Source organism: Streptomyces sp. NPDC094032, assembly GCF_040303965.1.
In the GTDB taxonomy this organism is placed as follows: Bacteria; Actinomycetota; Actinomycetes; order Streptomycetales; family Streptomycetaceae; genus Streptomyces.
This window is the reverse complement of the sequence record NZ_JBEOUE010000018.1, coordinates 146,616-164,629: the sequence shown is the minus strand read 5'-3', so window position 1 is coordinate 164,629 and position 18,014 is coordinate 146,616. Positions and strand designations below refer to the sequence as shown.

Below are 18,014 nucleotides of genomic sequence, written 5' to 3'. Positions count from 1 at the left end.
GTCCTCACCGAGGCGATCGTGCTCACGGCGGGCGGCCTGACGGGCGGCCTCCTGATCGGGTGGGCGCCGCACCGGGGCCCCGACCCGAGCATCAGCCCGGCCACGGTCCCCGGCCCCCGTGGGTGGAACCCGTCCCAACCGCCGCCCTTGCACCCGTGAAGCGGCGGCCCCTCTCTCCCCCCCGACGCATGAAGGAATCACATGCACAAGCACATGTCCGTCGGTGCCCTGCTGGGCGCCACCATCCTGGCCACCACCGCGGCCCTCACCCCCGCGGCAGCGGCCGGGAACCTCATCAAGAACGGCACCTTCTCCGAACCGAACGCCCCGGCCGGCGGCTACGTCGAGTACGAGGACGGCGAGAACATCGGCCCGTGGCAGGTCGGATCGTCCACCCCCCGCGGCGGAGTGACGCTGTACAGCCGCGCCCTGACCCAGTACACCTACCAGGCGGTCGACATCGGCCCGGGCACCCTCTCCCAGGACTTCGAAGCGGACGCCGGCTCCGTCGTCAGCGTCACCTGGAAGCACGCCCGCAACACCGACCCGGCGTGCGCCAAGGACATGGGCGACCAGTCCTACAGCGCCCAGGTGGTCCCCCCGCCCAGCTCGGACCCCGTGGGCGACTCCTACACACCCATCGGCGCCCGCTTCGCCTCGATCAACAGGCCTCTGCAGGTCTATACCGGCAGCGAGGACCACTTCACCCTGGAGTTCGAAGGCCGTGCGCCCGGCGGATGCGGCCCGCTGATCACCGACGTCGTCGCCAAGGTCATCGGCCACGGTCAGCGCTGACCCGGCCGATACCCCCTAGCCGTCCCGCGATGGTCGCAGTTGTGGCGGGGCTGAGACGGCCCGTCGGGTGGGACATCCCGACGGGCCGTAGTCATGCCCTGCTCATGCGTAGGGCGCGAGGTCCTTCAGGAGAGTCGCGAGGTGGTCGGCGTCCGTGCTCGTCAGTGGGGCGAGCGGGGGCCTGGGGGCGCCTGCCTGGAGTCCGAGGATTTCCAGGCCTGTCTTGACAGCCCGCGGCAGGCCCCGGTCGACGATGAACCGCAACAGGGGCAGGAGTTCGGCGAGGACGGCGTCCGCCCGCTCGGTGTCGCCGGCGATGTGGGCCTCGTACAGGGCGCGCGGTCCCCCGGGGACGATTCCGGGGGCGGCGGTGCACCAGCCGGCGGCCCCGGCGCGGAGGGCGTCGAGGGCGATGGGGTTGCTGCCGTTGTAGACGGCGAGGTCGCCGCCGGAGAGGTCGAGGATCTCGCGGAACCGTTCGACACGGCCGGAACTCTCCTTGACCATGGTCAGGTTCTCGATACGGGCACCGAGCGCGACGATCTCGGCGGGCGTGAGGTCCGTACCGGAGGTCCCCGGGTTGTTGTAGAGCATGACGGGTACGCCGGCGGCTTCGGCGACCGTCGCGAAGTGGCGCTCGGTCTCCAGGCGGGTCAGCTTCCAGTAGGCGACCGGCAGCACCATGACGGCGGTCGCGCCGTGCCGGGCGGCGAAACGGGCGCGGCGGGCGGTCTCGGCGGTGCTGACGTGGCCGACGCCGACGAGGGTGGGGATCCGGCCGTCGACCGTGTCCAGCGCGGTCTCGCAGACGGAGTCCCATTCGGCGTCGGTGAGGTAGGCGGCCTCGCCGGTGCTGCCGAGGGGGGCGACGGCCTGCGCGCCGGAGGCGACGAGTCCGTCGACGATGTGCCGCAGGGTCGGCAGGTCCGGGGCGCCGGCCTGCGGGCCGGAGGCGTCGTGGAAGGGGGTGACGGGGTAGGCGATGATCCCGTGCAGCGGGGTCTCGGTCATGGCTCAGGCTCCCGGGTTGGTAGTGGCCGTCTTGGTCGCGGCATTCGTCGGGGAGGGCGGGTTCGCCGTCAGGCAGTCGGGGTGCCGGACCAGGGCGCGGCGGGCGTGGTACGCGAAGTTGGCGCGGTTACGGGCATCGGACGAGGTCCAGTCGTGGGCCTCGGCGGCCAGGGCCGGCGGCAGCGGCTTTATGGTGCCCGCGGACATGGCGAGGAGCTGGAGCCGGGCCGCCCGTTCGATGAGCACCGCGAGGTGGCACGCCTCTTCGACGGTGCCGCCCGCGACGAGCTGGCCGTGGTGGGCGAGCAGGACCGCCCGCTTGTCCCCCAGCGCGGCGGAGATGATCTCGCCCTCCTCGTTGCCGACGGGGACGCCCGGCCATTCGGCGAGGAAAGCGCAGTCGTCGTAGAGCGGGGTCAGGTCCATCTGGCTGATCTCCAGGGGGACTTCGAGCATGGAGAGGGCAGCGACGTGCAGCGGGTGCGTGTGCACGATGCAGTTGACGTCCGGGCGGGCGCGGTAGATCCACGAGTGGAAACGGTTGGCCGGGTTCGGCATTCCGGTGCCGCTGAGGACGTTCAGGTCCTCGTCTACGAGGAGCAGGTTGTCCTCGGTGATCTCGTCGAAACCCAGACCCAGGCGCTGGGTCCAGTACGTGCCGGGCTCCTCGCCCCGGGCCGTGATCTGGCCGGCTAGGCCGGAGTCGTGGCCCGCGTCCGAGAGGATCCGACAGGTCAGGGCGGTCTTCTGGCGAACGGTCAGGGTTGAGGTTGATACGGAGAACTCGCCGGCCATGCGGCGATGGGCCCGGTCCATCAGGACGTCTTTGGTGTCGTTCAGCGTGGTGGCCATGTGGACGCACCTCCTTGGTGTGAGCGGGGTAAGGCAGTGGCTCGGCAGGACAGGGCGGGGCGGGGTCACGGCGATGGCGTGACTCCATCTCGCTGGATACGATGTTCACCATAGGACACCTTGTGTCATGACGGAAGAGGGGCCGGGGTCGGCGCGCGGGGTACGGGCTCGACCCAGGAGGGCGTACGGGGTGCGCGACGGTGGTGGAGTCGGCGAGAGCTACCCTGGTCGCCGACCCGGCGGACCGATCCATCGCCGCACGCCGAACCGGCGCGGGAGCAGGAGGAACGACCAGTGATCAACCGGGTACGGCAGCTGCGCAAGGAGCGCCTGATGAGCCTGGAGACACTCGCGGCGCGCGCGGGCGTCACCAAGAGCTATCTGTCCAAGGTGGAGCGCGGCCAGAGCACGCCCTCGATCGCCGTCACGGCCGCGCTCGCACGCGCCCTGGGCGTACCTCTCGACACCGTCTTCGTGGACGCCGAAGGCCTGGGAGCCGGCGTCACCGTGACCCGGGCCGCCGAGCGACGCGCGCTCACGCCGGGAGACGAGGCGGGCAGCCGGTACGAGGGGATCGCGCTGGAGGCGGCCGGCAAGCGGATGACGCCGTTCATGCTGCATCCTGCGCACGACGCGGGCCGCAGCCCCTTCCGGGACCACCCCGGCGAGGAGTTCCTCTTCGTGCACGAAGGCCGGGCCGAGCTGCTTCTGCCGTCCGGTTCGGTGGAGTTGGAACCGGGCGACTCCGTCTACTTCGACGCGACGACGCCGCACAAGATGCGCACCCTGTCGCCTGGCCCCCGGGCCTCCGTCCTCCTCCTCATCAGCAGCGCGGGCCCGCACCCTCACCCGCACCTCCCCTGATCGGGGGGGGGAATCGAGGGGGGGGGAACCGTGGCGGCCTGGCAGCACTCACACTCGCACTCGTACGGCGAACGGCGCGCGCGCCGGGTTCGCTGACCGCGGTGACCACGCGAAATGCGGTGGCGGAGGTATCCGGGAACATGTGACGGTTCGGTCCATGGGCAATTCCAGGGCGTATGCCGTCTTCCAGACCACCGACGCGACCATGGCGTACAGGCACGCCAAGCGCCTCCGCACGCTGATGGCGGAGTGCGAGGCCGAGACCAGTCTCTATGCCGAGCTGCTGACGGTCGAAGACGTGCGACGGATGGCGGCGGTCCTGCCCGGGGCGAACTTCGACTACACGGACATGCGTACCGGTCCGACCGGTGAGGTCGTCCGGTTCGACCTCGACGTGGCGACCGCAGGCGCCGCCGCGCTGGAGGCCCACCTGCCGCTGGATGTCACGACAGATGTGCCGACGGGGACGGTGGAGGAGCGCTTCGTGGCGGCTCTCGGCCAGGGCATCGCCGACATCAGCTGGCGCGGCCTGTGGCCGGAGCGGCCGGAGGCGGAGCAATACGCGAGCGCGAAATACGACGGAGTCCAGATCGTTTTCCACGGCGAAGAGGCCCAGTGGGATGAGTGGACCGAGCATCACACTGTCTTCGTCCACGGCGCCACACACCAGGGGGCCCTGACCAGAGCCCAAGAGCTCGCCGCGCGCATCGACAGCGAGGTCCTCGGCGAGGCACAACTCGGATGGTGAGACGACGCCCCCCGGCACCGGCACGACCGCGCTCCCGGAGGAAGTCCCCGTCCGCAACGCCGCGCGCTCGTAGCGCCTCACGGCGGAGCACCTCGGCGCCGCGCCTCGCGGAGTTCGCAGAAGCCCCCGTCCGCGAGCTGCGGTCGGGGGCTTCTTCGTGTGGTGCGCGATACTGGGATTGAACCAGTGACCTCTTCCGTGTCAGGGAAGCGCTCTCCCGCTGAGCTAATCGCGCGGGATGTTCAGAACCTTACACGACACTCGCTGACCAGCGGAAATGCGTGACCTCGTAGCCTCCGGCATACGGTGCCGCCGACGGGTACTACCCGCCCTTCGCCACCTGCTCCGCCGCCACGGGGACGGCAGACCGCTCGTCTCGTTCGATGCCGGTCCGGTCCTTCTTCTGCGGGACGGGGTTAGGGTCTTGCTGACCGTTGCGGCGAGCTAGGTGAGGAAGTCGATGACGTCCGCTGAGCAGCATTTCGGCCCGGATGGCCTGCGTCGGTTCGAGCACAGCAGTCTGGCGGGGGCGCGGCTTCCCGAGGCGAGTCGGCTGATGTTGACGGGGACGGGCGTGCCGCTCGGTGTCCTGCCGTACTTCCGCAGTGCGGCCACCACAGATCCCGTCGCCCTCGACACGGTCGCGGTCCAGCTGGGGCAGCCGAGGCCGCCCGTCGAGATGGGCGGATGGCCCCGGATCGGTGGCGACGGCATGGCTCATCTCTGTGTGCGCCCGGACGGCGCGGTGCAGGCGGTCGTACTGAGGGACGTGGCGGACGACATGTTCGTCAATACCGATGTGTCGACGTTCAACGCCTCGCTCCAGGCCCTGGACTCTGCGCTCCCCGCCCTCATGGCCTCGGGCGATCTGGCAGAGGCCGCCGGGGTGTTCAGGCGTCTCGACGAGGAGCTGCGGCGGATCGATCCGGCGGCCTTCGCGCAGCGGGAGAGCTGGTGGCCCCGGGTCCTGGACGACGTCCGGCACACCGTGAACTTCCCCTTCTCGGCGACCTTCGAGTACGAGGACGAGAAGGGCGAGCGGCACACGGTGACCGAGTCCGCCGGTCCGGGTCTGCCGCACCCCGAGGAGGCCATCTGGAACCGGCTCGCCGGGCAGGGGGTCGACGCTCGTCATGTACGGCGCGTCTACAGCCAGTTGGAGCCGTGCGTGATGCCGGGGCACTACTGCTCGGTGTGGATGGCCCTCTTGTTCCCGCGGGCAGAATTCACCCACAGCTTCGACTACGGGGAAGCGGCCGAGTCGCGCGAGCGGGGGCTCCGCGAACTGATCGTCCACTCGGCACGCCGGCCCGAGCGCCCGTGAGCGGGTGGGGCCGGCCCGAGGGGGGACGCGAGCCCGCGGCCGCGGCCTTACTCGGCTGGCTCGCCGATCCGGACGCGCCCTCCTTGTGCGTGGTGTCCGGGTCCCCCGCATGCGGGAAGTCGTCGCTGCTCGCGTGGCTCGTACGCCATGGCAGCCGTACGGGCGCGGCCACGGAGCGGACCGTGCACGCGGTCGTCCCCGTCGCCGCCCGCTCCGTCGCGGGGTCCGTGTGGTCCCTCGGCGAGCAACTGGGGCTTCCGGCGGGATCCGCCCAGGAGCTGGCCGCGCTGCTGGCTCGGGACGGGCGCCGCACCGTGATCGTGCTGCCGAACGTCGAGCGGGAACCCGTGGCCCGGCTTGCCGTGCTGCTGGCGGGCTCTCCAGGGGTTCGCCTGATCGTGGAAGCCAGGACGGGGAGTCCCGCCCACCGGGCCCTCGCCGGGCACCCGGCGGCCGTACTCGATCTCGACCTGCCGCAGTGGACCGATGCGGGGAGCTACGCGCGGTGGGTTTCGGCCGACCTCGGCGGCGACGCGGACTCCCCCGGACCCACCGGCTCCCCCAGCTCCCCCGGCTCCCCCGGCTTCCCCGGCTTCCCCGTCCCGAAGGGGCGCGCCGAGGCCGACCCCGCGCCTGCGGGTGTCGACCTGGCCGATGCCCACTCCCTGTGCGCCGCCGACCCCCAGGACGTCACCGCCCTACTCGAAGTCGAAGCCGAGGTCGAAGGCGAAGGTGAAGGTGAAGGTGAAGGTGAAGGTGAAGCGCGTACGCGCCACGGTCGTCTGCGTGCCGCCTGGTTTCGTGTCGGGCCGGCCCTCGTGCGGGACATCGGGCCGGTGCAGCGGGCGGTCGTCCTACTGTCCTCGTTCGGCCCGGTCGGTGAGCCACGGCTGCGCGCCGGCCTGGAGGCCGTGGCCGTCGGCTCGCCCTGGCGGGTGAACTGGGTGCTCGCCAAGGGGAATCCCGTACCACTGTGGCCGGGTCCCGTCGTCGCCCTGGCGCCCGGTGGAGACAGGTCTCCCGGAGCCGTTCTGGCTCTCGATCCGGCGGGCACGATTCGCCGTCTCTCGGTGGCGGGCGGCGCTCCCCAGGGCAGGCTGCCCGCGTCGGCTCCCGCCATCGCCGTGTGCGCGCTGTCCGACGGGTCCGTGCTCTGCCTCCACGACGCGGGCGGTGTCGGTGTGGAGGCGGCGTGGTCCGCTCGTACGGCCTCGGCGGGGATCGAGGCCCTGCTGAACGAGCGCGTCCCGGTCGCGGACGCCCTCGCCGCCGCCCTCCGCGGGCGGCAGGGGACGGCTCTCGCCTCGGCTCCGGGCCCGGACGGCGATGTGGTCGCGCTGGGACGCGCGACCGGCGAGGTGCTCGTCGTAGGAGCCGTCCAGGGTCAGGCGCCGCTTCACGAGGGTCCGGTGACGGCTGTCGCCGTGGCGGCTGTGCCCGTGGGCGAGGGCGGGTCGGCCGTACTCGTGTACAGCGGCGGCGCCGACGGTACGGTCCGGCTCTGGGCGCCGGGCGGCGAGCCGATGGACAGCCCGTATCTGCGCCGCCCCTGTGCCGTGGCCGCCGTCCACGCGGCGTGGACGTCGTACGGCCTCCTCGTGGCCGTCGTCTGGTCGGACGGGCTCCTTGAGCTGTGCGCACCGGCCTCGGGTCGGGTACGCGAGTTCCACGCGGGGCGCCCGGTCCGCGCGGTGTGCGTGACGCCGGCCGGCGACGTACTCCTCGGCCTGGACGACGCTCTGATCTGCCTGTCCCTGTCACCGGTCGACGCCGACGCCGCCCCGGATCCGGACCCGGACCCGACCCCCGCAACTGACTGACTATCAACTTCCGTCCTACAGAGGGAGTTGACGTCACCCACCTCACCCGTCGAGGGTGAGTGCGAACCGTCTGTGCGGGGGGACACACATGGGGAAGAAGCTGCCCGGCGACCTTGTCGAGGTCCTGGACCTCATCGGGATCGACTGGCCCGAGATCGACGAGGACGAGGTCAGGGCGTCCGCCAAGGACTACCGGCATCTGGCCGAAGGCATACGGGACGCCATCAAGGAGGGCAACAACGCCTGCTCCCACATCGTCGCCGGCAAGAGCAAGGGCGAGACGGTCACGGCGATCGACCTCCGGTGGGGCAAGCTGACCACGCGGGACCTCACCACCTTCGCCAAGGGCTGCGACAAACTCGCCGGAGCGCTCGACGAGTGTGCCGGTCTCATCGTCGGCTGCAAGATCGCCATCATCACCAAGCTGAGCGCGACCGCGGCCGCGGCCACCGCCGGCGTCATCGGCATGATCTTCTCCGCCGGTCTCAGCGCCCTGCTCTCCGCCGCCGCCATCGCCGCGGCGCGCATCGTGATCCAGGAGGCCATCGACTACGCGGTCGAGGAGATCGCGTCCATCGTCACGGACAAGATCGAGGCGAAGGTCCTCGCCGAGATCGAGAAGCTGTTCTCCGACCAGCTCGGCGGCGGCACCGCGAACGATTCGATGCCGCTGGGCGCGGCCGGCATGGCGCAGGACCTCGTCATCGAGTTCGACGAGTTCGAACGCGCGGCGGGCGACTACCGGAAGACGGCCGGCAACTTCGACCAGAAGAGCGGCGAGTTCAAGGGCAAGGGCGGGAACCGCAAGGCGTCGGTGCGCAAGGACAGCAGGTTCCACAAGCTGGCCGTGGTCATGGACAAGGCCGAGGACGCCGTCGAGAAGAAGGCCGACGAGATGGTCAAGACCCTTGAGGACCACGGCGGCAAGATCGACAAGAGCAAGACCAGCCACAAGGACCACGACGACGACGTCAAGGACGAGTTCGAGAAGTGCGACGACGGCGACGAGGTCCCCATGTACCTGGTGAACGCCGACGGCACGGTGCAGCAGCTGGGCTACGACGGGACCCGCAGTCCTCTCGACGCCGGCGACAAGTCAGGCATCTGGAGCATCGTGGAGCCGGACGGCACCGCGTGGCGGCCCGCCAACCGTGAGAAGCACGAGTTCACCTCCCCCGTCGGGCAGAGCGGCGACAAGGTCACCTCGACGAAGATCGACCCCGGCAGCACCGATCTGTCCCGTGCGACGGAGATCGCGCGGTACACGAAGGGCGATTACGGCGGTACCAACTTCGCCGCCGGGCGGTACATCGACCCGACGACGGGCAAGCCCCTCATCCTCGTCGGCGACAGCGAAGGCCCGCACTCCGAGCGCACCATCGGGTACCCGCTGCTCAAGAAGGGCCTCGAAGCGAATCTCGCCGCCGTGTACACGGAACGCCAACCCTGTCAGCTCTCCCCGAAATGCGACCAGTGGTTACAGGTGCACTTCAAAGCCAAGAACCCCGACCTGGAGGTCACGTACGCCAACAGCTACGACCAGTCGAACAAGAACCGCAACAGCCGCGACGAGGAACACCGCATCTACATGACAGAATTGGAGGAGCGCCAGAAGGCCGAGAAGAAACCGTAGGAAGGCCGAGCCGTGCTGATCGACATCCGTGCCGACCAGGTGGTCACCGCTTTCGGGCCGACCGGTGTCACCTACTTCCCCCATGCCGTCGGCGGCGACCTGCACGCCGGCACCGCCGGATTCCTCGCCACCGTCGGACTGCCGTCGAGCAAGCTGTTCTCCACCAAGCTGGACCTCGACACCCCGGACCGCTTCTCCTGCCGCCCCTCCCTCCAGGCCGACTTCGACGCCGCCGGGGCGACCCTCCCCGAGGAGGCCGGGCGGTGGGAGGTCCTCGGCGAGTTCCAGTACGCGACCGTCGCCCTCGACCCCGCGTCGGGCAGGGTCTACTCGTTCGGCGAGGGCGAGGAGTTCTACGTCCCGATGCACGCGGACGTCTCCTCGCTCGTCCACACCCTGATCGCGGTCGAGACGGGCCTCGCCGAGCTCAAGAAGCTCCCCCACCGCGACGCCCAGGCGCGTGCGGCGGCCGTCGAGGGGCTGCGGGAGCGCGTTTCGCGGGTCGACGAGACGCCCTTCGCCTCCGAGGACGGCGAATGGAGCAAGTTCTTCGAGGAGATCGCCCTGGGCATGTGGGGCTGACTGGAGATGGCCCGAAAGGCCGAGGGGCCCCGCGTCCCGCCGTGTCGGCGGGGCGCGGGGCCCGTTGGCGTGGTGGACCCGTGGGTGTCGGGGTCAGTGACGTCCGCTCGGTGCGGGGCGTCGGCGGACCCACCAGATCAGCGCGACGCCCGCCACGGCGAGGGCCGAGGCCACGCCGGCGATCAGGGCGACCGGCGTGCTGGAGCCGGTGTGGGCGAGGTCGCCGCCCGGGGGTCGGGTCGGCCCGGTGGTGTGGTCGCCGCCCGGGGTGGACGGGGCCGGGGTCGACGGGGTGTGGCTCGGCTTCGGGTCGTCCGGGTGGGTCGGGGTGGGTGTGGGCTTGGGGCCCGGGATGGTCGGCTGTTCGGCGCTCGAACCGCCGAAGTAGGCGGTGTCGCCGTCCCGGTAGGTCACCTCGGTCCGCACGGACGTCCTGGTCGTCGTGTCGAGCCCCTTGTACTGGGTGGTGAACTGGGTCTTGGTGATGTCCTTCTTCGGCGCCTTGGAGAAGTCCACGCCGCCCATCGACAGGATCCACACCTTGCCGTCGTACACGCGCTCGAACTTGTAGTCGCCGTTCTTGAACGAGTACACGTACTTGTCGTAGACGGTCTTCTTGTCCCAGTTCTTGTTCTCGTCGCGCAGCGGCCACCGCTTGACGTCGTTGCTGTTGATGATCTTGCGGAAGTCGGTCGGGGCGACCGCGTCCTGGCGCCGGACGTACTCGGCGGCGACCCGCGACTTGTACACGCGGCGCAGATCGGCGTACGACGGGTCCTCGTTCACCCGACGCTCCAGCTCGGGCTGGATCATCTGGAGGATCAGCGCTTCGGCCTGCTTGGTCTGCGCCTCCGTCAGCCTGCAGCCGCCGGCCGGGACGTCGGGTCCGTGCGGCACCTCCATGTTGACCTTCATGGGGGCGTCCAGGATGTAGATGCCGCCGTCCTGCTCACGCACCTTCGCCGGCTTCGGCGTGATCCACTGGCGGATGATCGGAAGACACGGCATCCCCTCGGGCGTCCGGGGCGCCGCCCGCCAGAACCGTTCCCCGCGCTCGTACTTGTCGGGGTTCATCGCGTCCGCGTAGTCGTGCTTGAGGGTGAGGTCCGCCTCCAGCAGGACACGGCCCGCGTCCGTCTTCGCGAACTCCTTGTCCATCACCACGTCCGGGCGGATCGGGTTCAGGTTCACCCAGAACCGGTCCGGGGTCAGCGCCAGCCAGGTGAAGAAGGAGTCCGAGGCGAGCTGCAGCTTCGCGTCGCCGCCGTAACCCGGGGCGGTGTCGGGGTCCTTCACGTAGTCGGCCCGCATCGAGTAGTCGAGCCCCTTGCCCTTCACCGGGGTGCCGACGTAATTGATCTCCAGGGTGGAGAAGTCGATGCCGCCGGGGCCGCGCCCGAAGTATCCGCCGCTGTTGTTCTGGTTGTACATCGCCTGGATACGGCGCGCCTCGGCGGGCGTCCTGCCGGAGCGCAGCGCCTGGTCGACGATCGGGCCCCGGCCGCCCTTGAGCGGGTCGGCGTTGAAGCGCTTGTCGTACTTGGTGTAGACGTTCGGCTTCTGGGTGCGCTCGATGGCGTTGGAGCGGCGCTCGTTGACCCCGGCCTGGGTACGCGAGGTGCCTCGGTCGCGCCGCAGGTCCTCGTCGAACTTCCGGATCGCCTCCTTGGTGGAGTTCTCCGTCCGGGCACCGGTCAGATAGCGGAAGGTCGACTTCGGGCGCTCCTTGGCGATCTGCCGGTCCGCCTTGAGCTGGTCGCTCTCGATCTTGCCGTTGGACTTCATCTCGACCTTGCGTTCCGTCGCCCGGTTGTGGGCGTCGATCACGCGGTACCGCTTCTCGCCGGTCTCGGGGTCGGTGTACTCCAGGGTGTCCTGACACCACCAGTCCGGGCCGACCATGTTGTACTTCTTGACCATCCGCGCCTCGAACGCCTCGCCGCGCGCCGGGTTGCCGTGGGCGCCGATGTACCGCACGTCGAGGAAGCGCTTGAATTCCTTGTAGCCGCGGTCGCTGTTGTACTGGCTGTTGTACCGGGCGTAGATCTCCATGACCCGGTCGGCCGGGTTCTGCGACTTCTCGAACTTCCGCTGCCACTTGCGGTAGTTGGTGCCGGCGGTCTGCCGCTGCTGGTCCGTGGGCGGCAGTACTCCGTCGTACGCCTTCGCCGGATTGTCGTACGTGTAGTTCTCGTCGGTCGGCCAGGCGTCGTACGGCAGGTTGTCCGGCGGGCCCGAGTTGGCGGGCGTCGACGGGAAGCTGCGTCCGAGGAACTTCTCGTCGCAGCGCACCGGCTTGACGTTCGGCGGCTTGGCCGCCACCGCCTCGTCCAGCGCGGGCAGGCCGGTCAAGGTGATCGCGGCGGCGGCCGTGAAGGCCATCGCGAGACGGCCCCACACCTGCCTGCCGCGGCTGCCTCGGCGTATGCGTGTGCTCACTGGCTTCTCCCCCTGGGAACCCAGTAGATGACATGGGAGGTACGCGGCGCGAGTGGGCTCCGAGGTCAACTGGTCGCGAAACGCCGCTAGTTGCGTACCTTAGGGGGGCGGTGACGGGGAGCTCCGTGACTCTCATGGTGTGTCCCCGTCAACTTTGCAGGATTTTCACATGTCATCTGCGCGTACGTCGCTGCCCACGGCCGCTGCCCCCGGCCCCCGGCTCCGGCCTCCCGCCCCGCCTCAGTCGATCCAGGTCTCCTCAAGGTCGCCCGCGGTCCGCTCGTCGCGCCGCACCCGGAACACCGAGAGCGAACGGCCGGCCCGGGCCAGCGGGCCGACACTGCGCAGCGCCGCCCGGGTCAGCCCCTCCCAGGCCTGATCGCCCGGCTCGGCCTCCAGGTCGACGCCCCGCTCGGCCAGTTCATCGGCACCGAGGCCGAACGTGACGGCGATGTCGTACGGTGTGCCCACCAGGTCCCAGTCGCTCTCGCCGGCCCAGCCCGAGGCGAACAGCCGGGTGCCGCCCGGGTGGTGGATCACATGGGTGTGATGGGTCGCGTGGTGGTGGACGGTCGTCGAGCCGATGACGGCGGCCCGGGGATGGCGCCGGGAGAGCTCCTCCGCGACCTTTGCGAGGGGGAAGTCGCCCCCGATGAAGGCCAGGGCCGGATCGTTGATCTCGATCAGATCGCCCCAGTGCCCGATCCCGACCAGGTCGAGATCGGCCCGGGTGCCGAACGGCATCCGCTCCACCGCCTCGATCCGGTCCACCTCGGCGAGCACGCCGTCCACCGTCCCGAGCGCCTCGGCCAGCTCCCGGGCCCGCTCCGGGTCATGCGGCGCCAGCGCCCTGTCCGCCCCCGCCGGGAACGGTGACTCGACGACCGTGATCCGGAACTCCCCGTACCGCGCGAGCTCCTGCTCCGCGGGGTACATCCAGAAGCCGTCCTCGTCCTCGCCGCCGAAGCCGCCCTGGGTCATCGCGCCACCTCCGTAGATCGCCTCGCGGCGCCACGCTACCGGTTCCGCATACGCCGCGCCGTCAGGTCCTCCGCGTCAGCGGTAGCGGATGTGCAGATGGTTGTCGTGGTTCGGGTACTGCGTGGTCAGGCCCTCGGAGATGAGTGTCGGGTCGTTGAAGTAGATCAGCTCGACGTGTCCGGGGGCCGCCGCGCGCACGGCCTGCACCAGCTTGCGGGTCGCCGCCCGGTCGTAGGTCCCGGACTGCCAGGTGATCCGGTCCGCGGTGCACTGGGCCGAGTCGGTGCGGATCGGCCAGATGTCGATGTCGAGCCCGACCTCGTGGCTCGCGTGGCCCGGGATGTCGCCGCCGTGCTCGAAGCCGGCGTCCCCCACGGGCACCCTGCCCCGGCCGGTCGCGGCGAAGGAGGACGCGGCGGACTCCAGCTGCGCGACGGCCGCGGCGGTGGCCCAGTTCGCGGACGCGTTGCCGTCCGGGTTCTGGTCGCACATGTCGCCCGCGAAGTCGATGAGTTCGTAGTGCCAGACGAGGTTGCGCCAGGTGTCGGGGCCGACGACGCCGTCGGCGGTGAGGCCGGCGTGGCTCTGGAAGTTCTTCACCGCCGTCACGGTGGCGGGCCCGAAGTCGCCGTCGACGGTGAGGCCCGCGGCGCGCTTGGCGTTGAGCAGGTACTGCACGGCCTTCACGGCGGGCCCGTTGTCGCCCCCGCGCACCGTGACGACGAGCCGCCCCCAGGTGTCGGGACCGACGACGCCGTCCGCTGTGAGGCCCTGCGCGCTCTGGAACGATCTGACGGCGGACGCCGTGCCGGAGCCGAAGACGCCGTCGGTGCCCACCGTGAGGCCGTGCGCGCCCAGCAGGTACTGGGCGGCGACGACGTCGCTGCCTCGGTTGCCCGCGCTCTGGAGGTGGTAGAAGGCCCCGGAGAACGCCTGGGCCGGTGCACCGGCCTGGACGAGCAGGGCCGCGATCACGGCAAGGAGCAAGGCGACCCGGGAGCTGTGCTGACGCAGTCCGGACGGTCGGAGCATGGTGCCATCCCTCTCGTGACGGGAGTCGTGACGACTCTCCCCGTGTGTTCGGCGGCCGCCGGTCCGGCGGATCCGCGACCGAATGGTACGAGCGGCCTTCGTGTCCCAACGGGGTTCGCGCAACCCCTGGTTGGGCGGGGAGGCATCTCGGGACGCGAGGGAGGAGAGTAGGGCCCGCGGCCCGGATGTGGTCGGATTGGTCCGTCAGGGCTGCGGGGAAGCCTGCACCGGGTCGCACTCCCGCTCCTCGGCCTTGGGGATCACCCCGCAGATGGAGATCGTCGAGAGCGGGTACTCGGCCACGGAGAGCATGCGGGTGTACGTGTCGTGGTCGACCCGGATGGCGGCCTCCTCCGTGCGGCTGCCCTTGTCCGTGACGATCACTCCATCGCCGATCGCCCCGTTCTCCAGGCGACCCCACACCGCCTGACAGGCGGGGCTGTGACGGAGCTGGATCCGCAGTCCGCGCAGGTACAACTGCCGCACGGTACTCGCGTCCCACTGACAGTTCATGGTCTGGGGCTCGCGGCCGAGGCAGGTCTCTCCGGAGCAGCCAGGTCCGGGATGGTCAGGCACGGTCGCCGAGGCGCGCACGGTCGGGCCCTGTGCCGCCGCGCCCGGCGTCCGCTCACCGGACGGCGCGATGCCGACGCCTCGCAGTGGGCCGCCCACCGCGGTGTTCACCCCGAGGACGGCGATCACGGTCAGGGCCCCCAGCACCGCGCCGATCGCCATGTGGACGAGCGGTCTCCCCCGTCCGGGCGCGGAGCTCGGCGTCGGCCCGGACGCGGTATCGCCGGGCCGGGGCTCAGGTCCCCCGGACCGTTCAGGTCCGCCGCCGCTCGCCCGTTCCGTCGCGCGTCGGCTCTCGCGTACCAACTCCTCGGCGCGCTCCCAGAGTTCGATCAGCCCGGTGGGGTCCTCCCCCACGACCTCCGCGAGCTGCTGGATCGCCGCGCGGCGCGGCCACTGCTTCCCGTTGAGGAAGCGCTCCCACGACGAGCGGCTGTAGTGGGTCTTCTCGGCGAGCCGTACGTAGCTGAGGCCGAACTCCTCCTTGATACGGCGCATCCCGGCCAGGACCTGCTCACGGACGGCCCTGAGCTCGGCGTCCCGCTCCTGCTCGTCCTGGGCCCGCTTCACGACAGAAGTCACCCGAAGCACCTCTCCGTCATGAACCTCTGTCGTCAGCGAGGGAGTTCACCGACAGACTTCCCGCTACCCGTCGGGCAGGCTTGTCACACCAGCACACCAGCGACACCGGCGACACCGGCGACACAGATGACGCCGTGGCGGGAACCCTTCCCGCGCCGTCCCATCCCATCCCGCGCGTCCCGCCCCCATCCCGTGTCGCTCCCCGGGGGTCCCGGACCACGCGCCTCGGCAGCACCATGGGTTCGGCCGCCAAGTCGATCGCGACACATGCCTCTTGGCGGCCTCGGCGCGCCTTCACACCGGACTCGACCCGCGAAGAAAAGGACTCGGAGTGATACCCACCGGTACGACCCTTCCGGCCTCCCTGCGGCCGGCCCCCCGTCTGCCCCTCGCCCGCGCGGCACTCGTTCTGATCGCCGCCCTGCTCGCGGTGCTGGCGCCCTCCATCCCCGCGCACGCGCTGGACTCCACCACCTGGCTCCAGCGCAATCTCGCGGGAATCGGCTACCTGTCGGCCAGTGCCGTCGACGGCGTGTACGGCACCCAGACCCGCACCGCGGTCCGCTCGTTCCAGCACGACAACGGGCTGGCCGAGGACGGCGACTACGGCAGTCGCACCGAACTCGCCCTGCACAACAAGGTGAAGGAGGTGCAGCGCAAGGCCGGCGCCACCGCCGACGGCGCCTACGGCGACGCCACCAAGGCCAAGGTGACGGCCTGGCAGCAGGCGAACGGCCTGTCCGCCGACGGCATCACGGGCCCCGCGACCATGGACGCGATGCGCGTCGCCCGCACGGTGCGGATCACCGGCCAGTGGAAGACCGCCGAACACGGCTGGTCCGTGAGCGGCCAGTTCGGCTGCCTGGACAACCTCTGGATCCGCGAGAGCGAATGGCAGGTGTACGCGACGAATCCCACGTCCGGCGCGTACGGCATCCCGCAGTCCCTGCCCGGCGACAAGATGTCGACGGCGGGGGCGGACTGGCAGACCAACCCGGCCACCCAGATCGAGTGGGGCCTCGACTACATCCAGTCGCGGTACGGCACCCCGTGTGCGGCCTGGTCCTTCTGGCAGTCCCACAACTGGTACTAGAGGACGAGGAGTCCATCATGACGTCCGATCTCTCCCGACGCTCGCTGCTGCGCTACGGCGCCGGCGCGGTGGCCGCCACCGGTCTGGCCGTCGGCACCGGCCTGGCCCTCGCGGGACCGGCCGCCGCCTACGGCTGGCCCGCGCAGCTCTCCCAGGGCTCCAGCGGCGCGGCCGTCACGGAGCTCCAGATCCGGATCGCCGGCTGGGCCGCCGCCACGGCCCAGCAGACCTTCGTCTCCTGCGACGGCGCGTTCGGCCCCGGCACCGAGGCGGCGCTCCGCCGGTTCCAGGCCGCGTACGGACTCACCGCGGACGGCGTGGCGGGGGCGCAGACCTTCAGCCAGCTCAACGCCCTGGAGAGCGCCGATGGTTCGACCGCGCACTTCGAGTTCTCCGAGTTCGAGAGCAAGGACGGCTCCGGCTTCTCGGGCGGCAAGGTGAGCGCCGCGACGGTCAAGGAGAATGTGCGCCGCAACATGTACAAGCTGGAGGCGCTGCGCAAGAAGTGCGGCGACCGGGCCGTCACGGTCAACTCCGGCTTCCGCAGCGTCTCGCACAACGCGTCGGTGGGTGGCGCCGCCAACTCCATGCACCTGTACGGCATCGCCGCGGACGTCGCCATCTCCGGCCTGGCCACGAAGAGCATCTACCAGAAGGCCGAGACCTGCGGCTACTCGGGCCTGGAGACCTACACGGTGTCGTGGCAGCACGTCGACTCCCGGGTCGAGTACCCGTACGGGTCGCAGTCCTGGTGGTGGCAGGACGGCGTGGCCTGACCGCTCCCGCCGTCCCCGTATCACCTCACCCCCGCGTGGCAGTAACGGCGCGGGGGTGTTCCAGCGTGTCCAGCCAGTCCCCGATCAGGCCGCGGACCGTCGGAGCGCACTCGACCTGGGGGTTGTGGCCGGCGCCGTCCAGGACGACGGCGGTCATCCGGGGGTAGTGGTCGAGCAGGGCGAGTTGGTCGTGCCAGCCGACGAGGGCGTCCTGGCGCGCGGTGAGCAGCAGGTGGCGGCCCTGGTGGGGCGCGCCGAGGTGCTCGGGCCAGTGCGGCAGGAGGAAGTCCTTGTCGAGTTCGGCCGCGGCGGTGCGGTCGTGCGCTCGCCAGCCGGGGACTATGTGCTCCTGGAAGAGGGCCCAGCTCTCCTCGGTGTGGCGCGCCATCACGTTACGGAACAGGCCGAGGTCCTCCTCGTGGGCGAGGCGGTCGAGGAGGGCGTCGTCCCGCTCGGCGACGGTGCCGACGGTGCTGTCGGGCAGGGTGCGTGCGGCGCCCCAGCGGACGACGGGCACCAGGAGCGCGGAGCCGAGGACCTGCTCGCCGAAGCGGGCGGTCACGGCTCGGGCGATCTGCCCGCCGAAGGACTGCCCGAGGACGGCGAAGGGCTGGTCGCCGACGGTCGTACGGATCCAGTCGACGACGGCCTCGGTCATCGTGGCCGCCGAGGTCGGGCCGGACAGGCGGGGGCTGTTGCCGTGTCCCGGCAGGTCGGGGTACAGCCTGCGCCAGCCGGGCCGGCCGGTGAAGGCGGGCTCCAGCGGCAGCAGCAGCCGGTGGTCGATGGTGTATCCGTGGATGAGGACGATCGGTGTGCCGTCGCCGTGCTCGGTGTGCCAGAGGGCGGTGTCGTTCATGATCGAAGCCTGCAACGTTGACACTGATGTCAAGGTCAAGCGAACCTCCC

General features: G+C 70.6%; 16 protein-coding genes and 1 tRNA gene. 9 read left to right on the top strand and 8 right to left on the bottom strand.

Going from position 1 to position 18,014, the window contains the following annotated elements; genetic code table 11:
• Positions 1-201 precede the first annotated feature (201 nt).
• Positions 202-795, top strand: coding sequence for a hypothetical protein (locus ABTZ54_RS24485; RefSeq protein WP_351666821.1), 594 nt, complete (start codon positions 202-204; stop codon positions 793-795).
• 102 nt (positions 796-897) lie between these two features.
• Here ABTZ54_RS24485 and ABTZ54_RS24480 read toward each other — a convergent pair whose 3' ends face one another.
• Both ABTZ54_RS24480 and ABTZ54_RS24475 read right to left on the bottom strand, forming a co-directional pair.
• The gene (locus tag ABTZ54_RS24480; RefSeq protein ID WP_351666819.1) at positions 898-1,806 is read right to left on the bottom strand and encodes a dihydrodipicolinate synthase family protein; all 909 of its coding nucleotides are present in this window, start codon (positions 1,804-1,806) and stop codon (positions 898-900) included.
• A 3-nt stretch (positions 1,807-1,809) separates the two neighbouring features.
• Positions 1,810-2,658, bottom strand: a complete 849-nt coding sequence (locus ABTZ54_RS24475; protein WP_351666817.1) for an aldolase — start codon at positions 2,656-2,658, stop codon at positions 1,810-1,812.
• 294 nt (positions 2,659-2,952) lie between these two features.
• Here ABTZ54_RS24475 and ABTZ54_RS24470 point away from each other — a divergent pair, with 294 nt between their 5' ends.
• Complete coding sequence (locus tag ABTZ54_RS24470) at positions 2,953-3,522, top strand: helix-turn-helix domain-containing protein (protein WP_351666815.1); 570 nt, start codon at positions 2,953-2,955, stop codon at positions 3,520-3,522.
• A gap of 157 nt (positions 3,523-3,679) precedes the next feature.
• Positions 3,680-4,270 (top strand): hypothetical protein, encoded by a 591-nt coding sequence (locus tag ABTZ54_RS24465; protein ID WP_351666813.1) that lies wholly within the window; start codon positions 3,680-3,682, stop codon positions 4,268-4,270.
• Positions 4,271-4,430: 160 nt separating this feature from the next.
• Here ABTZ54_RS24465 and ABTZ54_RS24460 read toward each other — a convergent pair.
• Positions 4,431-4,505: transfer RNA gene (locus tag ABTZ54_RS24460), tRNA-Val, on the bottom strand.
• A gap of 225 nt (positions 4,506-4,730) precedes the next feature.
• Here ABTZ54_RS24460 and ABTZ54_RS24455 point away from each other — a divergent pair.
• From ABTZ54_RS24455 to ABTZ54_RS24440, 4 genes are all read left to right on the top strand, one after another.
• Complete coding sequence (locus ABTZ54_RS24455) at positions 4,731-5,594, top strand: SUKH-4 family immunity protein (RefSeq protein WP_351666811.1); 864 nt, start codon at positions 4,731-4,733, stop codon at positions 5,592-5,594.
• Between the two features lie 92 nt (positions 5,595-5,686).
• A complete protein-coding gene (locus ABTZ54_RS24450) occupies positions 5,687-7,414 on the top strand; it encodes a WD40 repeat domain-containing protein (protein WP_351666809.1) in 1,728 nt (575 codons plus the stop codon).
• An 88-nt stretch (positions 7,415-7,502) separates the two neighbouring features.
• Positions 7,503-9,047, top strand: a complete 1,545-nt coding sequence (locus ABTZ54_RS24445) for a WXG100-like domain-containing protein (RefSeq protein ID WP_351666807.1) — start codon at positions 7,503-7,505, stop codon at positions 9,045-9,047.
• Positions 9,048-9,059: 12 nt separating this feature from the next.
• Positions 9,060-9,629, top strand: a complete 570-nt coding sequence (locus ABTZ54_RS24440) for an SUKH-4 family immunity protein (protein ID WP_351666805.1) — start codon at positions 9,060-9,062, stop codon at positions 9,627-9,629.
• Positions 9,630-9,722: 93 nt separating this feature from the next.
• Here ABTZ54_RS24440 and ABTZ54_RS24435 read toward each other — a convergent pair whose 3' ends face one another.
• The 4 genes from ABTZ54_RS24435 to ABTZ54_RS24420 form a co-directional block, all read right to left on the bottom strand.
• On the bottom strand, positions 9,723-12,068 hold the full coding sequence (locus tag ABTZ54_RS24435; RefSeq protein ID WP_351666803.1) for a hypothetical protein: 2,346 nt from the start codon (positions 12,066-12,068) through the stop codon (positions 9,723-9,725).
• 240 nt (positions 12,069-12,308) lie between these two features.
• Complete coding sequence (locus tag ABTZ54_RS24430) at positions 12,309-13,049, bottom strand: DUF6333 family protein (protein ID WP_351666801.1); 741 nt, start codon at positions 13,047-13,049, stop codon at positions 12,309-12,311.
• A gap of 75 nt (positions 13,050-13,124) precedes the next feature.
• Positions 13,125-14,081 (bottom strand): penicillin-insensitive murein endopeptidase, encoded by a 957-nt coding sequence (locus tag ABTZ54_RS24425; RefSeq protein ID WP_351666799.1) that lies wholly within the window; start codon positions 14,079-14,081, stop codon positions 13,125-13,127.
• A 204-nt stretch (positions 14,082-14,285) separates the two neighbouring features.
• Entirely contained in the window at positions 14,286-15,236 is a 951-nt protein-coding gene (locus ABTZ54_RS24420) for a DUF2690 domain-containing protein (protein WP_351666797.1), read from the bottom strand.
• A gap of 331 nt (positions 15,237-15,567) precedes the next feature.
• On the opposite strand from ABTZ54_RS24420, the gene ABTZ54_RS24415 reads away from it, so the two are divergent.
• Both ABTZ54_RS24415 and ABTZ54_RS24410 read left to right on the top strand, forming a co-directional pair.
• Entirely contained in the window at positions 15,568-16,329 is a 762-nt protein-coding gene (locus ABTZ54_RS24415) for a peptidoglycan-binding domain-containing protein (protein ID WP_351666795.1), read from the top strand.
• 17 nt (positions 16,330-16,346) lie between these two features.
• Complete coding sequence (locus ABTZ54_RS24410; RefSeq protein WP_351666793.1) at positions 16,347-17,105, top strand: D-Ala-D-Ala carboxypeptidase family metallohydrolase; 759 nt, start codon at positions 16,347-16,349, stop codon at positions 17,103-17,105.
• Positions 17,106-17,130: 25 nt separating this feature from the next.
• On the opposite strand, the gene ABTZ54_RS24405 is transcribed toward ABTZ54_RS24410, so the two are convergent.
• The gene (locus ABTZ54_RS24405; protein ID WP_351666791.1) at positions 17,131-17,964 is read right to left on the bottom strand and encodes an alpha/beta fold hydrolase; all 834 of its coding nucleotides are present in this window, start codon (positions 17,962-17,964) and stop codon (positions 17,131-17,133) included.
• Positions 17,965-18,014 lie beyond the last annotated feature (50 nt).

Bases quoted from the DNA above. Each gene is read 5' to 3' on its own strand.
- ABTZ54_RS24480 (WP_351666819.1), bottom strand. From the start codon at position 1,806: ATGACCGAGACCCCGCTGCACGGGATCATCGCCTACCCCGTCACCCCC.
- ABTZ54_RS24410 (WP_351666793.1), top strand. From the start codon at position 16,347: ATGACGTCCGATCTCTCCCGACGCTCGCTGCTGCGCTACGGCGCCGGC.
- ABTZ54_RS24465 (WP_351666813.1), top strand. From the start codon at position 3,680: ATGGGCAATTCCAGGGCGTATGCCGTCTTCCAGACCACCGACGCGACC.
- ABTZ54_RS24430 (WP_351666801.1), bottom strand. From the start codon at position 13,049: ATGACCCAGGGCGGCTTCGGCGGCGAGGACGAGGACGGCTTCTGGATG.
- ABTZ54_RS24405 (WP_351666791.1), bottom strand. From the start codon at position 17,964: ATGAACGACACCGCCCTCTGGCACACCGAGCACGGCGACGGCACACCG.
- ABTZ54_RS24425 (WP_351666799.1), bottom strand. From the start codon at position 14,081: ATGCTCCGACCGTCCGGACTGCGTCAGCACAGCTCCCGGGTCGCCTTG.
- ABTZ54_RS24445 (WP_351666807.1), top strand. From the start codon at position 7,503: ATGGGGAAGAAGCTGCCCGGCGACCTTGTCGAGGTCCTGGACCTCATC.
- ABTZ54_RS24475 (WP_351666817.1), bottom strand. From the start codon at position 2,658: ATGGCCACCACGCTGAACGACACCAAAGACGTCCTGATGGACCGGGCC.
- ABTZ54_RS24485 (WP_351666821.1), top strand. From the start codon at position 202: ATGCACAAGCACATGTCCGTCGGTGCCCTGCTGGGCGCCACCATCCTG.
- ABTZ54_RS24455 (WP_351666811.1), top strand. From the start codon at position 4,731: ATGACGTCCGCTGAGCAGCATTTCGGCCCGGATGGCCTGCGTCGGTTC.